The sequence below is a fragment of the Cupriavidus malaysiensis genome, assembly GCF_001854325.1.
Lineage (GTDB): Bacteria > Pseudomonadota > Gammaproteobacteria > Burkholderiales > Burkholderiaceae > Cupriavidus > Cupriavidus malaysiensis.
The window spans coordinates 2,719,691-2,735,377 of record NZ_CP017755.1; the positions used below are offsets into that span (position 1 = coordinate 2,719,691).

At 71.0% G+C, this 15,687-nt stretch carries 15 protein-coding genes; 14 read left to right on the top strand and 1 reads right to left on the bottom strand.

Features of this window, described 5'->3' with window-relative positions; genetic code table 11:
- The first annotated feature begins 311 nt into the window (after positions 1 to 311).
- The 9 genes from BKK80_RS31435 to BKK80_RS31475 all read left to right on the top strand — a co-directional run bounded on the left by BKK80_RS31435 (position 312) and on the right by BKK80_RS31475 (position 9,232).
- A complete protein-coding gene (locus tag BKK80_RS31435; protein ID WP_084545833.1) occupies positions 312 to 1,301 on the top strand; it encodes an amidohydrolase family protein in 990 nt (329 codons plus the stop codon).
- A gap of 63 nt (positions 1,302 to 1,364) precedes the next feature.
- Positions 1,365 to 2,372, top strand: coding sequence for a Bug family tripartite tricarboxylate transporter substrate binding protein (locus BKK80_RS31440; protein WP_071072670.1), 1,008 nt, complete (start codon positions 1,365 to 1,367; stop codon positions 2,370 to 2,372).
- Between the two features lie 132 nt (positions 2,373 to 2,504).
- A complete protein-coding gene (locus tag BKK80_RS31445) occupies positions 2,505 to 3,191 on the top strand; it encodes an RraA family protein (protein ID WP_071018593.1) in 687 nt (228 codons plus the stop codon).
- Complete coding sequence (locus BKK80_RS31450) at positions 3,188 to 4,123, top strand: NAD(P)-dependent oxidoreductase (RefSeq protein WP_071018591.1); 936 nt, start codon at positions 3,188 to 3,190, stop codon at positions 4,121 to 4,123. The genes BKK80_RS31445 and BKK80_RS31450 overlap by 4 nt, the downstream gene beginning before the upstream one ends.
- Positions 4,124 to 4,399: 276 nt before the next feature.
- A complete protein-coding gene (locus tag BKK80_RS31455; RefSeq protein ID WP_071022241.1) occupies positions 4,400 to 5,332 on the top strand; it encodes a tripartite tricarboxylate transporter substrate binding protein in 933 nt (310 codons plus the stop codon).
- 370 nt (positions 5,333 to 5,702) lie between these two features.
- Positions 5,703 to 6,641: a tripartite tricarboxylate transporter substrate binding protein gene (locus BKK80_RS31460; RefSeq protein WP_157903435.1), complete on the top strand. Its 939-nt coding sequence runs from the start codon at positions 5,703 to 5,705 to the stop codon at positions 6,639 to 6,641.
- Positions 6,642 to 6,762: 121 nt separating this feature from the next.
- Entirely contained in the window at positions 6,763 to 7,674 is a 912-nt protein-coding gene (locus BKK80_RS31465) for an amidohydrolase family protein (protein ID WP_071038817.1), read from the top strand.
- A 20-nt stretch (positions 7,675 to 7,694) separates the two neighbouring features.
- On the top strand, positions 7,695 to 8,630 hold the full coding sequence (locus BKK80_RS31470) for an SMP-30/gluconolactonase/LRE family protein (RefSeq protein WP_071072671.1): 936 nt from the start codon (positions 7,695 to 7,697) through the stop codon (positions 8,628 to 8,630).
- Positions 8,631 to 8,764: 134 nt separating this feature from the next.
- Positions 8,765 to 9,232, top strand: coding sequence for a hypothetical protein (locus BKK80_RS31475; RefSeq protein WP_071018585.1), 468 nt, complete (start codon positions 8,765 to 8,767; stop codon positions 9,230 to 9,232).
- Positions 9,233 to 9,282: 50 nt separating this feature from the next.
- Here BKK80_RS31475 and BKK80_RS31480 read toward each other — a convergent pair whose 3' ends face one another.
- On the bottom strand, positions 9,283 to 10,044 hold the full coding sequence (locus tag BKK80_RS31480) for a FadR/GntR family transcriptional regulator (RefSeq protein WP_269466356.1): 762 nt from the start codon (positions 10,042 to 10,044) through the stop codon (positions 9,283 to 9,285).
- A 481-nt stretch (positions 10,045 to 10,525) separates the two neighbouring features.
- Between BKK80_RS31480 and BKK80_RS31485 the strand changes: the two genes are divergently transcribed.
- From BKK80_RS31485 to BKK80_RS31505, 5 genes are all read left to right on the top strand, one after another.
- Positions 10,526 to 11,773 (top strand): branched-chain amino acid ABC transporter substrate-binding protein, encoded by a 1,248-nt coding sequence (locus tag BKK80_RS31485; protein ID WP_071072677.1) that lies wholly within the window; start codon positions 10,526 to 10,528, stop codon positions 11,771 to 11,773.
- A 140-nt stretch (positions 11,774 to 11,913) separates the two neighbouring features.
- Positions 11,914 to 12,855 carry a branched-chain amino acid ABC transporter permease gene (locus BKK80_RS31490; RefSeq protein ID WP_071018579.1) on the top strand — a complete coding sequence of 314 codons (942 nt, stop codon included), beginning with the start codon at positions 11,914 to 11,916 and terminating at the stop codon, positions 12,853 to 12,855.
- A gap of 14 nt (positions 12,856 to 12,869) precedes the next feature.
- A complete protein-coding gene (locus BKK80_RS31495) occupies positions 12,870 to 14,156 on the top strand; it encodes a branched-chain amino acid ABC transporter permease (RefSeq protein WP_071038819.1) in 1,287 nt (428 codons plus the stop codon).
- Positions 14,153 to 14,911: an ABC transporter ATP-binding protein gene (locus BKK80_RS31500; RefSeq protein ID WP_071072678.1), complete on the top strand. Its 759-nt coding sequence runs from the start codon at positions 14,153 to 14,155 to the stop codon at positions 14,909 to 14,911. Before BKK80_RS31495 ends, BKK80_RS31500 begins: the two co-directional genes overlap by 4 nt.
- Positions 14,908 to 15,669, top strand: coding sequence for an ABC transporter ATP-binding protein (locus tag BKK80_RS31505; protein ID WP_071018573.1), 762 nt, complete (start codon positions 14,908 to 14,910; stop codon positions 15,667 to 15,669). Before BKK80_RS31500 ends, BKK80_RS31505 begins: the two co-directional genes overlap by 4 nt.
- Positions 15,670 to 15,687: the final 18 nt, after the last annotated feature.

A 15,687-nucleotide genomic window follows, 5' to 3' on the forward strand; every position in this document is an offset into this window, starting at 1 on the left:
TTTTTTGGGGGAGAGCGCTGGCCCCACCCGCGGCGGGTGCTCCACCAGCCGCCTGCCGTTGCTCATCGCGCAATTCGTTTCGCTAAACGAAACGCCATTGTGCAGGCCGAAACGTAAATCTATAGTCACCTTCCAATAGCCCGGTGCAAACGATAGCGCCGGCACGACATAGAAACGGAGACAAGCCATGCCAACCCGGTTCCCGCGCGCCGCCTCGCCACGGCGGAAGAGACCCGCCAGCCGTCCCGGCACGTCGCGGGGCTGAGCGCCCTCCCGCGCTGCCTTCGCCCCGCATCCGGACCACCGGCCCCATGGATCACGCCAGCCCGCTCGCGCCCGTGCCGTTCTCGGCAGGGCATGCCGCCCCCCGCACCGCGCTGCCCGCCGGCGCCTGCGATTGCCATGTGCATGTCTACGACGGACGCTTCGCCGCCGCGCCGGGCGCCAGACTGCTGCCGCCCGACGCCTCGGCCGACGACTATCGCCGGCTCCAGCGCCGGCTGGGCACGCAGCGCGCGGTGCTGGTGACGCCGTCCACCTACGGCAGCGACAACCGCTGCATGCTCGCCGGCCTGGCGGCCCTGGGCACGGACCGCGCACGCGGCGTCGCCGTGATCGACGGCACGGAAAGCGACGGCGAACTGGAGGCCCTGCACGCGCGGGGCGTGCGCGGCGTACGGCTCAATCTCTCGCTGGGCGTGGTCGGGTCGGCCGAACAGGTCGAGCCGCTGGCGCAGCGTATCGCGCCGCTGGGCTGGCACCTGCAGCTGCTGATGGCGCCGGACCTGCTGGCCGCGCTCGCCCCGGTGCTGCGGCGCCTGCCGGTCGCGCTGGTGTTCGACCATTGCGGCCGCATCGCCCCCGCGCAGGCCGGACAGCACCCCGCGCACGCCCTGCTGCTCGCCCTGCTGCAGGCGGGGCGCGCGTGGATCAAGCTCTCCGGCGGCTACCTCGTGAGTGCGCGCCACAGCGTCGAAGACCCCGCGCTCGATGCCCTGGCCGCCGGCTACCTGCGCGCCGCCCCGGAGCGCGTGGTGTGGGGCAGCGACTGGCCGCATGCCACCGCCAGCGCCGGCCTGCAGCCCATGCCCGACGATGCCCGCCAGCTCGACCGCCTGGCCGACTGGACGGCGGCGGCAGGCGGCGCGGCCACGCTGCGGCGCGTGCTGAGCGACAACCCGGCCGCGCTGTACGGCTTCCCTCCCGCCCCGCCCAGGGGGGCACTGGTGCCCGGCCGTCCCGGCACGGCTGCGACGTCACCGCAGCAGCACGGAATCAGCCACGGAACAAGCACGGAATAAGCACGGCGATACCGCGGCGACACGACCGCGACACGACAACGACAACGACACGAGAGACGACAGATGCCCTTCCACCCTTCCCCGCTTCCCGCCCACGGCGCGACCCGCCGGCGCGTCCTGGCCACCCTCGGCGCGGCGCTGGCCGCCGGCTCCGGCCTGGCACGGGCCGCCTGGCCCGACGGCCGTGCCATCACCTGGGTGGTGCCCTATCCGCCCGGCGGCAGCACCGACGTGCTCGGCCGCAACGTGGCGCAGCGCATCGGCGCGGCGCTGGGCAGCACGGTGATCGTGGACAACAAACCCGGCGCCACCGGCACCATCGGCGCGGCCTTCGTGGCCAAGGCCGCACCCGACGGCCATACGCTGCTGGGCACTTCGATCGGCCCGCAGGCGATCGCGCCGCACCTGCTGGGCCACCTGCCCTACGACCCGATCGCCGGCTTCGCGCCGGTGATCACCCTCGGCACCATTCCGCACCTGCTGGTGGTCGGCGCGAGCCAGCCCTTGCGCAGCGTGGCCGACCTGCTGGCGGCCGCCCGGGCCCAGCCCGGCAAGCTCGCCTTCGCCTCGGGCGGCAACGGCACCATCCTGCAGATGCAGGGCGAACTGCTGCAGCAGCAGACCGGCACGCGCTTCGTCCACGTGCCCTACAAGGGCGACACGCCGGCGCTGCAGGACACGCTGGGCGGCCAGGTGCAGTTCATGTTCGCGCCCGCCGCCGCCGCCCTGCCGCACGTGCAGGCCGGCAAGCTGCGCGCCCTCGCCGTGACCTCCGCCCAGCGCCTCGCGGCCCTGCCGGACGTGCCCACCATGGGCGAAGCGGGCCTGCACGATTTCGTGGTCGAGCAATGGCAGGCGGTGTTCGCGCCGGCCGGCACGCCGGCCGCCGTGGTGCAGCGCCTGAACCAGGAGATCGCCCAGGCGCTGCGCGACCCGGCCATCGTCGCGCTGGCCGGCCGGCTCAGCGTGACCCTGGTCGGCGGCACCCCGCAACAGCTCGGCGCGCTGCAGAAGGCGGACTCCGCCAAATGGGCCGCGGTCATCGCCAAGGGGAATATCCGCATCGATTGACGCCCCTGCCAGGCCCGGCGCGCAGCCTGCTGGTCTCCGTATGCCGTACGCAGCTTTCCGCTTTCCGTTCTCGCTTTTCACTTTTTGCTTTTCGCTTTCCCCTGCCCTCCATTCCTTGATCGAGTCCGCACCATGAACCAGCTTCCCGAAGTCATCCGCAACATCGAGCGCGTCAGCGCCGAGGTCGTCCAGCAAGCCGCCACCTTCCAGGCCGCCATCCTGGCCGACGTGGCCGGCCGCCGCGGCACCATGCATGCCCGCGTGGCCCCGGTGCATGCGCGCATGAAGCTCGCCGGCCCGGCCTTCACCGTCGAGGTGCGCCCCGGCGACAACCTGATGATCCATGCCGCCATCGCCCTCGCGCAGCCCGGCGACATCCTGGTGATCGACGGCAAGGGCGACCAGACCGCCGCCCTGATGGGCACGCTGATGCTCAGTGCCTGCAAGCAGCGCAAGCTCGGCGGCGTGGTGGTCGACGGCGCCATCCGCGACAAGCTGGAACTGCTGGAACTGGACTTCCCGGTGTTCAGCGCCGGCTTCAACCCGGCCGGCCCCACCAAGTTCGTGCCGGGCCGCCTCAACCATCCGATCACCGCCGGCGGCGCCACCGTGAACCCGGGCGACCTGGTGGTCGGCGACGCCGATGGCGTGGTGGTGATCGAACGCGCCAAGGCGCCCGCCATGATGGCCCTGGCCACCAAGAAGGTGGCCGACGAGGCGGCGCGCCTCGACGCCATCGGACGCGGCGACACCGCCGCCAAATGGCTGCCGGCCGCGCTGCGTGCCGCCGGCGTGCTGGCCGAAGGAGAGGCGCTGTGAGCCGCCCGACCATTCTCATCACCGCCGCCGACCTGGCACCCCAGGCCCTGGCGCTGCTGGCCGGCTACGAGATCGTCTACGCCGGCAAGACGCCGACGGAGGACGATATCGTCGCCCTGTGCGGCCGCCACGACCCGGTCGCCATCATCGTGCGCTACAGCAAGGTCGGCGCCGCCGCCATGGATGCCGCGCCTTCGCTGCGGGTCATCTCCAAGCACGGCAGCGGCACCGACACCATCGACAAGGCCGCCGCCAGGGCGCGCGGCATCGAGGTGGTGGCCGCGGTGGGCGCCAACGCCGCCGCGGTGGCCGAGCAGGCCCTGGCGCTGCTGCTGGCCTGCGCCAAGTCGGTGCCGCAGCTCGATGCGCGCATGCACGCGGGCCACTGGGACAAGGCCACGCACAAGAGCGTGGAGCTGGGCGGGCGCACCATCGGCCTGGTCGGCCTGGGGGCGATCGGCCGGCGCTTCGCCGGCATGGCCGCGGCGCTGGGCATGCGCGTGATCGGCTTCGATCCCTTCGCCGGCGAGCTGCCGGACTTCGTGCAGCGCGTCGACCTCGACACGCTCTGGCGCGAAGCGGACGCGATCTCGCTGCACTGCCCCCTGACCGAGGACAACCGCGGCCTGCTCAACGCGGCCACGCTGGCCCGCTGCAAGCCCGGCGTGATCGTGGTCAATACCGCACGCGGCGGGCTGATCGACGAGGCGGCGCTGCTGGCCGCCGTGCAGGACGGGCAGGTGCGCGCCGCGGGACTCGACAGCTTCGCGGTGGAGCCGATGGTGGCCGGCCATCCCTTCCAGCGCCAGCCCGGCTTCATCCTGAGTCCGCATATCGGCGGCGTGACCAGCGATGCCTATGTGAACATGGGCCTCGGCGCCGCGCGCAATGCGCTGGCCGTGCTCGAGGCGGCCGGCACGGTGGCGGCCTGAGGCAGCCCCGGCACCTGCAGCGCCTGCTGCACCCGCAGTACCAGAGACGCGCGAAGCACACGAGGCACTCGGCGTGTCCGAAGTGCTCGAAGCACTAGAAGCGCAATGAGAAGTGCAACTGGAAGCGCAACCGAAAGCGCAATATGGGCGCCGGCCGCACGGCCGGCGCCCCGAAAGGAGACAACATTGATACCACGAACCTCGCCGGACGGCCCCGTCGCCGGCATCCTGCGCGCCATCGCTTCCCTGGCCTCGCTGGCCGCCCTGGCGGCGGCCATGCTGGCGCTGGGCGCCGCGCCGGCGCAGGCACAGTCCTGGCCCGAGCGGCCGATCCGCCTGGTCGTCCCCTATCCGGCCGGCGGCAACGCCGACAACACGGCCCGTCTGCTGGCCACCCAGCTGGCCGGCCGCCTGGGCCAGCCGGTGGTCGTGGACAACCGGCCGGGCGGCAGCGGCACCATCGGCGAAACGGCGGTCGCCAAGGCCCGGCCGGACGGCTACACGCTGCTGCTCGATGCCACCGCCTTCACGGTCAACCCGAGCCTGTTCCCCAGCCTGCAGTTCGACGCGGCCAAGGATTTCACGCCGATCTCGCTGGTCAACCAGGCCCCCCTGCTGCTGGTGGTGCCCGCCGCCTCGCCGTTCAAGACCCTGGCCGACGTGATCGCGGCGGCCAAGGCCCGTCCCGGCAAGCTCACCTTCGCCTCGGCCGGCAACGGCGGCGCGCAGCACCTGGCGGGCGAACTGTTTCAGCAGGCCGCGCGGATCTCGCTCACCCATGTCCCGTACCGCGGTGGAGCGCCGGCCCTGACCGACCTCATCGGCGGCCAGGTCGACCTGATGTTCAGCGCGACCACCGCCAGCGGCCCCCTCGTCAAGAGCGGCAAGCTGCGCGCCCTGGCCATCACCTCGGCCGAGCGCGGCCAGGGCTGGGCACAGGTGCCGACGATGGCCGAAGCCGGCCTGCCGCGCTTCCAGGCGCACGAATGGAACGGCCTGTTCGCGCCGGCCGGCACGCCTGGCGCGATCATCGCGCGCCTGGAGGCCGAGACGCGCGCCAGCGTCGCCAGCCCGGGCATGCGGCAGCGCTTCGCGGAACTGGGCGTGCAGGGCGTGGGCTCGAGCGCGCGCGAATTCGACGCGTTCGTCAAGGCGGAGACCGGCAAGTGGGCCGGCGTGATCCGCACCAGCGGCATCCACCTGGAATGAGGGCCCCTGCCATGGACAAGCGACATCGTGGCCACCGCGCCGGCCGCGTGCGCCGCGCCGGCCAGGCCCTGGCCGCGCTCCTGCTGGCCGTGTCCGGCGCCTGCCTGGCGCAGGCCGGCACCTATCCGGCCAGGCCGGTGCGCCTCGTGGCGGGCTTCGCCGCCGGCGGGCCGACGTGGTGGCGCGCGCCTTCGCCGACTATGCCAGCCGCGCGCTGGGCCAACCCTTCGTGGTCGACAACAAACCCGGCGCCAACACCATCGTCGCGGCCCAGGCGGTCGCCACCGCTCGCCGGCAACTGGAGACATCGACAATGAAGCGCTTTCCATCCTATCCGCGCGCCCGGCGCGCCTTGCAGGCCATGGGGACCATGCTGGCCGCGCTGGCCTGCCTCGCCCTCCCCGCGGCGCACGCGGCCTATCCCGAACGCCCGATCACCATCGTCGTGCCCTACGCGCCCGGCGGCGCCGCCGATGCCGTGGCCCGCCTGCTGGCCAACCGCATGAGCGCCAGGCTGGGCCGCAGCGTGATCGTCGACAATCGCGCGGGCGCCAGCGGCACCATCGGCGAGGCCTTCGTGGCCAAGGCACCCGCCGACGGCTACACCCTGCTGTACGATGCCACGCCGTACTCCATCAATCCGCACCTGTTCCCGAGGATGCCCTATGCGAGCCAGGCGCTGCAGCCGCTGTCGCTGGTGCTGCTGGCGCCGAACATCCTGATCGTCAAGGCCGACTCGCCGTTCAAGACCGTCGGTGACCTGGTCGCCAGGGCGAAGGCGCAGCCGGGCCAGCTCAATTTCGCCTCGGGCGGCGGCGGCACGGTGCAGCGCCTGGCGGCCGAGCTGTTCCGCCAGCGGCTCCACCTGGAGATGGTGCATGTGCCGTACAAGAGTGGCGGGCCGGCGATTTCGGACGTGATGGCCGGGCAGGTGGACTTCATGTTCAGCACCGTGGCCGCCTCCTATCCCCTGATCGCGGGCGGCAAGCTGCGCGCGCTGGCGGTATCCGCGCCGGTCCGCTCCAAGCGCCTGCCCGACGTGCCCACGGTGGCCGAGGCGGCCATTCCCGGCTACGAAGCCTACGAGTGGAACGGCATCTTCCTGCCGGCGGGAACGCCCCCCGCCATCGCCGGTACCCTGCACAAGGCCGTGGTGGACGCGCTGGAGGACGAAGACGTCAAGCGCCGCCTGGCCGACCTGGGAGCGCAGCCGGTGGGCTCCTCGCCCGCCGACTTTGCCGCCTTCCTGAAGAAGGAAGACAGCAAGTGGGCGACGGTCGTGCGCCAGGGCAATATCCATCTGGACTGAGCCACCGGGGCGCCGGTCCCTGCGACTCCTGCAACTCCTGCGCCCCTTGAGATTCCGAGATTCCGAGATTCCGAGATTCCGAGATTCCTGAGATTCCTGAGACCCCTGCCACGCCACACCCATGTTCGCCACCAGCCCCCCTCTGGATCCCGTGCCGGGCGATTCCGCCGTGCCGCACTCCGCCGGCCTCAACCGGCCGGCGCAGGCCGTGCCCGCGCTGGCCTGCGACAGCCATATGCACATCTTCGACCCGCGCTTCGCGCCGTCGCCGCACTGGCGGCGCACGCCGCCGCATGCCGACGTGGCCGCCTACCGGCGGTTGCAGGCGCGCCTCGGCACCGCGCGCGCGGTAGTGGTCACGCCGTCCACCTACGGCACCGACAATGCCTGCACGCTCGACGCGCTGGACCAGCTCGGCAACTGCGCGCGCGGCGTGGCGGTGGTCGGCCACGAGGTGGCCGAGCACGAACTGGACCGCCTGCACGCGCGCGGCATCCGCGGCCTGCGGGTGAACTTCGTCACGCCGCAGTCGTGGGGCGAGACCACGGCCGCCATGCTCACCACGCTGGCCGGCAAGGCCGCGCGGCTGGGCTGGCATATCCAGGTCTTCGTCCATCCCGAGCAGCTGGTGGCGCTCGAACCCGTGCTGGCGGCGCTGCCGGTGCCGCTGGTGGTCGACCACCTGGCCCGCATCGACCCGGCCGAGGGCACCGCGGGCGCGGCCTACGCGGCGCTGCGCCGCCTGCTCGAGCGCGGCAGCACGTGGGTCAAGCTGTCGGGCGCCTACATGCGTTCGGCCGTGCACGGGCCGAGCTACGCCGACACGCTGCCGCTGGGACGGGCCCTGGTACAGGCCGTGCCGGAACGGCTGGTATGGGGCAGCGACTGGCCCCACACCACCGAGGCCGCGGGCACGGTCAACGATGCCGACCTGATGGACCTGCTGCATGCGTGGGCCGGCTCGGCCGCCGCGCTGGAACGCATCCTGGTGGACAATCCGGCGCGCCTGTACGGATTCGAGCCCGCCGCGTGAAGCGCCAAGGAAGCCAAGCCATGTTTCTGCTGCAAGCCCCCCAGGTCCGTGAGTTCGAATGCTTCACGGCCATGCCCGAGTCCTTCCGCCGCCGCGAGCGCAGCGAGTGGGCCGACGCCAACCGCGGCGGCGCCGTCGCCGATTCCTTCCTCGAAGGCCCGGTGTTCGACGACGCGGGCCACCTCTACGTGACCGACATCCCCTGGGGCCGCGTCTTCCGCATCGACCCGCAGGGCTGCTGGACCCTGGTGGCCGAATACGACGGCGAGCCCAACGGCATGAAGTTCCTCGATGCCGGCACGCTGCTGATCACCGACTACAAGAACGGGCTGATGCGCCTCGACCTCGCCAGCGGGCGCGTCGCGCCCTGGCTGGAGCGGCGCAACAGCGAGCGCTTCAAGGGCGTCAACGACCTCGTCTTCGACAGCGCCGGCAACCTCTATTTCACCGACCAGGGCCAGAGCGGCCTGCACGACCCGTCGGGCCGCCTCTACCGCCTGCGGCCGGACGGACGGCTCGACCTGCTGCTGGCCAACGTGCCGAGCCCGAACGGCGTGGCACTGTCGCCCGACGAGCGCGTGCTCTACCTTGCCGTCACGCGCGGCAACTGCGTGTGGCGCGTGCCGCTGCTGGCGGACGGCAGCGTCGCCAAGGTGGGGCAGTTCTTCACCGCCTACGGCCCCAGCGGTCCGGACGGCCTCGCCGTGGACGCCGAGGGCCGCCTGCTGGTGGCCAACCCGGGGCTGGGCTACGTCTGGGTGCTCAACGGGCGCGCCGAGCCGGTCGAGGTCCTGCGCGGCACGCCGGGCAGCTCCACCACCAACCTGGCCTTCGGCGGCGAGGACAGGCGCACGCTCTACGTCACCGACTCGACGCACGGCCGCATCCTGCGCGCCGGGATGCCGGCGGCGGGGCTGCCGCTGCACCGTGGCGCGCCGGCCGCGCGGGGGGCCTGAAGCGGCTGCCCCTGCAGGCGCCGGCAAGGCAGAGCGGGCACTGCTAGAATCGGCGCGCCCCCGCACTCATGCGCCCATGCGCGGCCGGCGCCCCTGCCTGCGCGGGCCGGCCACGTTCCCGACGGAATCCGATCGTGCCTATCATCCTGCTCGTCCTCGCCATGCTCGGCGCCCTGGTCTACGGCGCCGTGCGCCTGTACCTGACGGTGGCCTCGGCCTTCGGCACGCTGGCCGGCGCCGGCGCCGTGCTGGCGGCCGCCGCGCTGCTGGCGGCGCTGGTCGCCGGCCTGGTGCGGCGCTACCGCAGCATCCACGGCACCACGGTCAAGGGAGAACGCATCCTGACGCTCGAAGGCCCCTGGGGCAGCGTGTGCGTCGACGCCGAGCACAAGCATGGCCTCCTGACGCTGCACGAAGCGCGCTCGCGCTTCATCTTCGCGGATATCGCCGGCGCCGAGCCCGGCGGCGCGGACGGCAAGTGGTCGCTGGCGCTGCGCCTGGAGCACAATGCCCGGCCGCTGTGGCAGATCCCCATGGCCTCGCGCAAGGAAGCGCTGCGCTGGGCCAGGATCTTCACCCTGGCCGCGGCGCAGAAGCTGTAGCGCCCCGCACCTCGCTGCTTTGATCGGGGCCGGGAAGCGCGACGGCCGCGCTATCCCTTCAGGTACATGTTCAGGCGCTTGGCGGCGTTGCGCAGGTGGGATTCGGCCGCCTCCGCCGCGCGCTCGGCATCGCCCGCGACGATGGCATCGTAGATCCGCTTGTGCTCTTCCTGCACCGCCTCGACCAGGTCCGCGTGGCGGCTCTTGGTATTGCTGCGCGCCTGCCGGATCAGCCGGCGCGCACCGTGCTCGAGGTGCTCGCTGAGGGCGCGGAAGTGCGGATTGTGGGTGGCATCGACGATGGCCTGGTGGAAGGCGAAATCCTCGTCGTCGCCGAGCCGGTCATTGGCGATCTCGTACTCCATGCCGACCAGCGCGCGGCGGATGCGCTTGAGGTCCTCCGGCGTGCGGCGCATCGCCGCGAAGCGGGTGGCGGCCACCTCGATGGTGACCAGCAGCTCCATCACCATCGACAGCGAGTGCTTCTCGTCGATCACCACGTCCTGCATGCGGAAGGCCTGGCGCTGGCTGCGCTCGATGACGAACACGCCGCTGCCGGCCTTGGATTCCACCAGGCCTTCGGACTTCAGCTGCGACAAGGCCTCGCGCACCACCGCGCGGCTCACCGAGAACTGCTCGCACAGCAGGCGCTCGCTCGGCAGCCTGTCGCCGACGGCGAACTCCCCCGCCTGGATGGCCTGGCTCAGCCGCCGCGCGATCTCGTCCGGCAGGTGCTTGGCCTCCGGATGGAACATCACGCTTGGCGCGCGCTCGGCGCCGCTCGGTGCCGGTTCTGGCACGGTCTTGCTCACGGTTCTCTCCCTCGCGCCGCCTGGCGCGCACTGTACGTGTTCGTCTTTCGTCTGGTCCCGTACGTCTCCGTACGTTCTGTGCCCGGTTCCGCCCGGCCGACAGGCAGGCCGACAAGATAGGCCGGCAAGATAGGCCGGCAACTGGCCTTACAGGTCAATGTAGCACGTCTTGCCCCGGGCGCCACCCCCGCTCTCCGGGGCAGTCGCGGCAGCCGGCGCCGGCCCTGCGGGCTGCGCTCGCGACCGCCCGCGGCAAACCCGCAGGCCAGGGCGAATGCATGATTTTCCCCGTATTTCCCTGTGTTTTCCGCTATCAGTGGAAACCCGAAGACGCCCCTTCCGCCGTTGACGCCTCCCGCCCGACTCCCTATAGTAAACCTGTCTGACCACTTTTATAACTGTCAGACCAATAATCGTCGGACAAATAAAGGGATGACGCCGCCAGGCGCATCCGGATGGCCCAACTATCAAGGAGACATGCATGAGCGGTAGCCGTATTTCCCGTCCTTTGCTCGCGGCAGCGGCACTTTCCCTGCTGGCAGGCACGGCATCGGCGGCCCCGGTGAAGATCGCGCTGGTCGAGACCCTGTCCGGGCCGCAGGCATCGACCGGGCTGATGTTCCGCGCCGCGGCGCGCTTCGCCATCGACCGGCTCAACGCGGCCGGCGGCTGGAACGGCGAGCCGCTGCAACTGGTCGAGTACGACAACCAGGGCGGCCCGGCCGGCGCCGCCGACAAGCTGAAGGCCGCGGTGGCCGATGGCGCGCAGATCGTCATGCAGGGATCGTCCTCCGCCGTGTCGGGGCAGATCACCGAGGACGTGCGCAAGTTCAACCTGCGCAATCCGGGCAAGGAGATCCTCTACCTGAACCTGGGTGGGGAGGCGATGGAGCTGACCGGCGAGAAGTGCCACTTCTACCACTTCCGCTTCGCCACCAACGCGCAGATCCGCGTCAAGGCGCTGGTTGCCGCGATGAAGCCGCTGAACGCGCTGGGATCGCGCGTGTACTCGATCAACCAGAACTACTCCTGGGGCGCCGACATGCAGAAGGCCATCGGCGACTACGCCGGCCTGGGCGGCTACACGGTGGTCGACAAGACGCTGCACGACGTCAACAAGGTGCAGGACTTCTCGCCCTACGTGGCCAAGATCGCCGCCGCCAAGGCCGATACCGTGATCACCGGCAACTGGTCGAACGACCTGCTGCTGCTGATGAAGGCGACCAAGGCGGCCGGCCTGAAGACCCGCTTCGCCACCGTCTTCCTCGACCAGCCCGGCAACGTCGGCAATGCCGGCGAGGTCGCGCTCGGCCACTATGTCGCGCACCCCTTCAATGCCGAGGCGGGCGGCGCCGACGGCGAGAAGCTCGCCAACGACTTCAAGGCCAAGGAAGGCCACCTGCCGGTCTTCATCGAGCCGCAGTCGATCTTCGGCATCGAGATGCTGGGCGAGGCGCTGAAGTCGGTCAAGCCGGAGGGCGGCAGGCTCAGCACCAAGGCACTGGCGCTGGCGCTGGAAAAGGCCAGGGTCAAGACCCCGCTGGGCGAGATGAGCATGCGCGCGGCCGACCACCAGGTGCTGCTGCCGATGGTGGTGTCGGTGGTCAGCAAGGAGGCGAAGTTCAAGGTCGACGGCACCGACCTGGGCTTCAAGCCCGTCAAGGCCTTCTCCGCGGCCGACGCCGCCACGCCGCCGCAGGCGAGCTGCAAGATGCAGCGCCCCGGCTGATCGCCCTCTTCCCGCAACGCTGACCGGCCCGCGCCATCCGTGGCGCGGCCCGGCATGCGCGCCGCGCGCCGTCCGCCCGCAGGTCGATGGCAGTGCCGCGCACAGGACCCGCTCGTCCTTACGAAAGCCCAGGAAGCCTCATGGAATACTTCATCGTCTCGCTGCTCAACGGCGCGATCTACGGCCTGCTGCTGTTCATGGTATCGGCCGGCCTCACGCTGATCTTCGGCATGATGGGCGTGCTGAACTTCGCGCACGCCTCCTTCTACATGCTCGGTGCCTACCTGGCCTACACGCTGCAGGGCGTGCTCGGCTTCTGGCCCGCGCTGGTGGTCTCCCCCATCCTGGTCGGCCTGGCCGGCGTGGCGGTCGAGCGCTTCTTCCTGCGCCGCGTGCACCGCTTCGGCCACGCGCACGAACTGCTGCTGACCTTCGGCCTGTCCTTCATCATCGCCGAACTGATCAAGCTCTTCTTCGGCAACTTCCCGGTCGATTACCGCGTGCCGCCCGCGCTCGACTTCGCCGCCTTCCAGCTCGGCGCCACCGCCTATCCCTTCTACCGCATCCTGATGGGCGGCATCGCGCTGGCCATGTTCGGCCTGATCTACCTGCTGCTGACGCGCACCCGCGTCGGCATCGTGGTGCGCTCGGCCATCTACAAGCCGCGCATGGCCGAGGCGCTCGGCCACAACGTGCCGCTGGTCTTCATGGGCGTGTTCGGCGTCGGCGCCGCGCTGGCCGGGCTGGCCGGCGCGGTGGCCGGCGCCTTCTACACCACCAACCCGAACATGGCGCTGGAGCTCGGCGTGATGGTGTTCGTGGTGGTGGTGGTGGGCGGCCTGGGCTCGCTCGGCGGCGCCATGCTGGCCTCGCTGCTGATCGGCCTGATCACCTCGCTGTCGGTCGGCGTCGACCGCAGCCTGGCCGACCTGCTGGCCCTGGCCGGCCTGCGCGAATGGGCCGAGCAGGTGGGCGGCCTGCTCACGCTCAAGCTGTCGAGCCTGTCCGCCACCATCCCCTTCGCCTTGATGCTGCTGATCCTGCTGGTCCGCCCGTCCGGGCTGATGGGCGAGAAGGAATAAGCCACGGAGCCCGCATGACCCCGATCCAGAAAACCCTCCTGCTGCTCGCCGTCGCGGCCCTCGCCGCGCTGCCCGCAGTGCTTTCCCCGGCCCTGGTCAACGCCTCGATCCAGATGCTGATCGCGGTGCTGTTCGCCGCGGCCTTCAACCTGCTGAGCGGCCAGGGCGGCATGCTGTCGTTCGGCCACGCCGCCTACTTCGGCATCGGCACCTTCGCCACCGTGCACGCGATGAACGCCTTCGGCGGCAACGGCCTGCTGCCGACGCCGCTGCTGCCGCTGGCCGGCGGCGCCATGGGCCTGCTGGCGGGCCTGGCGGCCGGCTGGTTCGCAACCCAGCGCGCGGGCGTCTACTTCGCCATGATCACGCTGGCCCTGGCCGAGCTGCTGCATGCGCTGGCGCCCCACCTGGCCGGCTGGTTCGGCGGCGAGGCGGGCATCTCCACCATGCGCATGCCGGCCTGGGGCTTCAGCTTCGGCGACAGCACGCAGGTCTACTACCTGACCCTGGCCTGGGTGCTGCTGTCGCTGGGCCTGCTCTACCTGTACACGCTGACGCCGGTCGGCCGGCTCACGCTGGGCCTGCGCGAGAACGCCAACCGCCTGCGCTTCCTCGGCTATGACGTGCACCGCCTCGGCGTGCTGGTGTTCGCCGTGTCCGCGATGTTCTCCGGCGTCGCCGGCGGCCTGCAGGCCATCAATATGGAAGCGGCCAACTACGTGGTGTTCGATGCCTCGGCTTCCGCCGCGGTGGTGCTGAACAGCTACATCGGCGGCGTCAAGCTGTTCCTCGGGCCCGCGCTCGGCGCGGCGGCCATGACCTTCTTCGGCTATGCCGTGTCCGACCTGACGCGCTCCTGGCTGCTCTACCAGGGCATCCTGTTCGTGCTGGTGATGCTGTTCGTGCCGGCCGGGCTGGCCGGCCTGGTGCAGTCCTTGCTGGCCAACTGCCGCACGCACGGCCTGCGCCGCATGCTGCCGCTCGCGCTGGCCTTCGTGCTGGGCGCGCTGCTGCTGGCGGCCGGCACGGTCTTCACGGTGGAGATGCTGCAGCGCGCCTTCTCGCAGGACTACCGCGCGATGGCAGCCCTCGCCGGTGGCGGCCTGCCGCCGATCCCGCTGTTCGGCCGCGACTGGGACCCGCTCTCTCCGTTCACCTGGCTGGTGCCCGCCGCGCTGCTGGCCGCCGGCGTGCTCCTCGCCCGCCTCGCCAACGGCGCCTGGCTGCGCGTCAAGGACGCGGCCGATGCCGCCGCGGCCCCGGCCCGGCCTTCCGCCAACGCCCACAGGAATCCGGCATGAACCCGCAAGCCATCCTTTCGCTGCGCGGCCTGCGCAAATCCTTCGGCGACGTCGACATCATCCGCGGCGTCGATCTCGAGGTGCGCGCCGGCGAACGCCACGCGCTGATCGGTCCCAACGGGGCCGGCAAATCGACCCTGTTCCACCTGATCTCGGGCCGCCTGCCCGCCAGCGGCGGCCAGGTGCTGCTGGACGGCGCCGCCATCCAGGGCTTGTCGCCGCAGGAAATCAACCGGCGCGGGCTGGCGCGCTCCTTCCAGATCACCAATATCTTCGCCGGCCTCAGCGTGTTCGAGAACGTGCGCCTCGCCGTGATGCGGCGGCACGGCCTGCAGTACGTGCTGTGGCGCTTCGCCAACCGCCTGCGCGCGGTGCGCGACGAGACCATGCAGCTGCTGGACCAGGTGCGGCTGGGCGCCCGCGCCGGCACCGTCGCCGGCGAGCTGTCCTACTCCGAGCAGCGCTCGCTGGAGATCGCCATGACGCTGGCCTCGGACCCCAAGGTGATCATGCTCGACGAGCCGATGGCCGGCATGTCGCAGGAGGAAACCGACTACACCGCCGGACTGATCCGCGAGTTGTCGCGAGGGCGCACGCTGATGATCGTCGAGCACGACATGGACGTGGTGTTCTCGCTGTCCGACCGTATCAGCGTGCTGGTCTACGGCGAGATCGTCGCCACCGGCAGCCCGGAGGAGATCCGCAACAACCCACGCGTCAAGGAAGCCTATCTGGGCGAGGAGGCCGCCGCATGAGCGCAGGTATCGGACAACAACACAGCGGGCAGGGCGTCCGGCAAGCCGGCACGCGGCTGCTATCGGTGGAAGGACTGCACGCCCACTACGGCAAGAGCCACATCCTGCACGGCGTCGATTTCCACGTCGAGCAGGGCGAGGTGGTCAGCCTGCTGGGACGCAACGGCGCCGGCCGCTCCACCACGCTCAAGGCCATCATGGGCCTGGTGCCGCCCAGCGCGGGCCGGATCCGGCTGCGCGGGCGCGATCTCGCCGGCGCCGCCCCCTATGCCATCTGCCGCAGCGGCATCGCCTTCGTGCCCGAGGAACGCGAGGTGTTCGCCAACCTGAGCGTCGACGAGAACCTGCGCATGGGCGAGCAGCGTGCCCAGCAGGGCGCGCCGAAGTGGACGGTCGAGCAGATGTTCGACTACTTCCCGCGCCTGAAGGAGCGGCGCAACACCAAGGCCGGCAGCCTGTCCGGCGGCGAGCAGCAGATGCTCACCATGTGCCGCTCGCTGCTGGGCAACCCGCTGCTGATCCTGATCGACGAGCCCACCGAAGGGCTGGCGCCCAAGATCGTGCAGGTGGTGGGCGAAGCCATCGCCGACATCCACCGCCGCGGCGTCTCGGTGGTGCTGGTCGAGCAGAAGCTGGCCATCGCCCTCAAGGTCTCCAACCGCGTCTGCGTGATGGGCCATGGCCGCATCGTCTACGAAGGCACGCCCGCGCAACTCACCGCCAACACTCAACTGATGAAGGACTGGCTCGCCGTATGAACACCGCACAACCGCAAG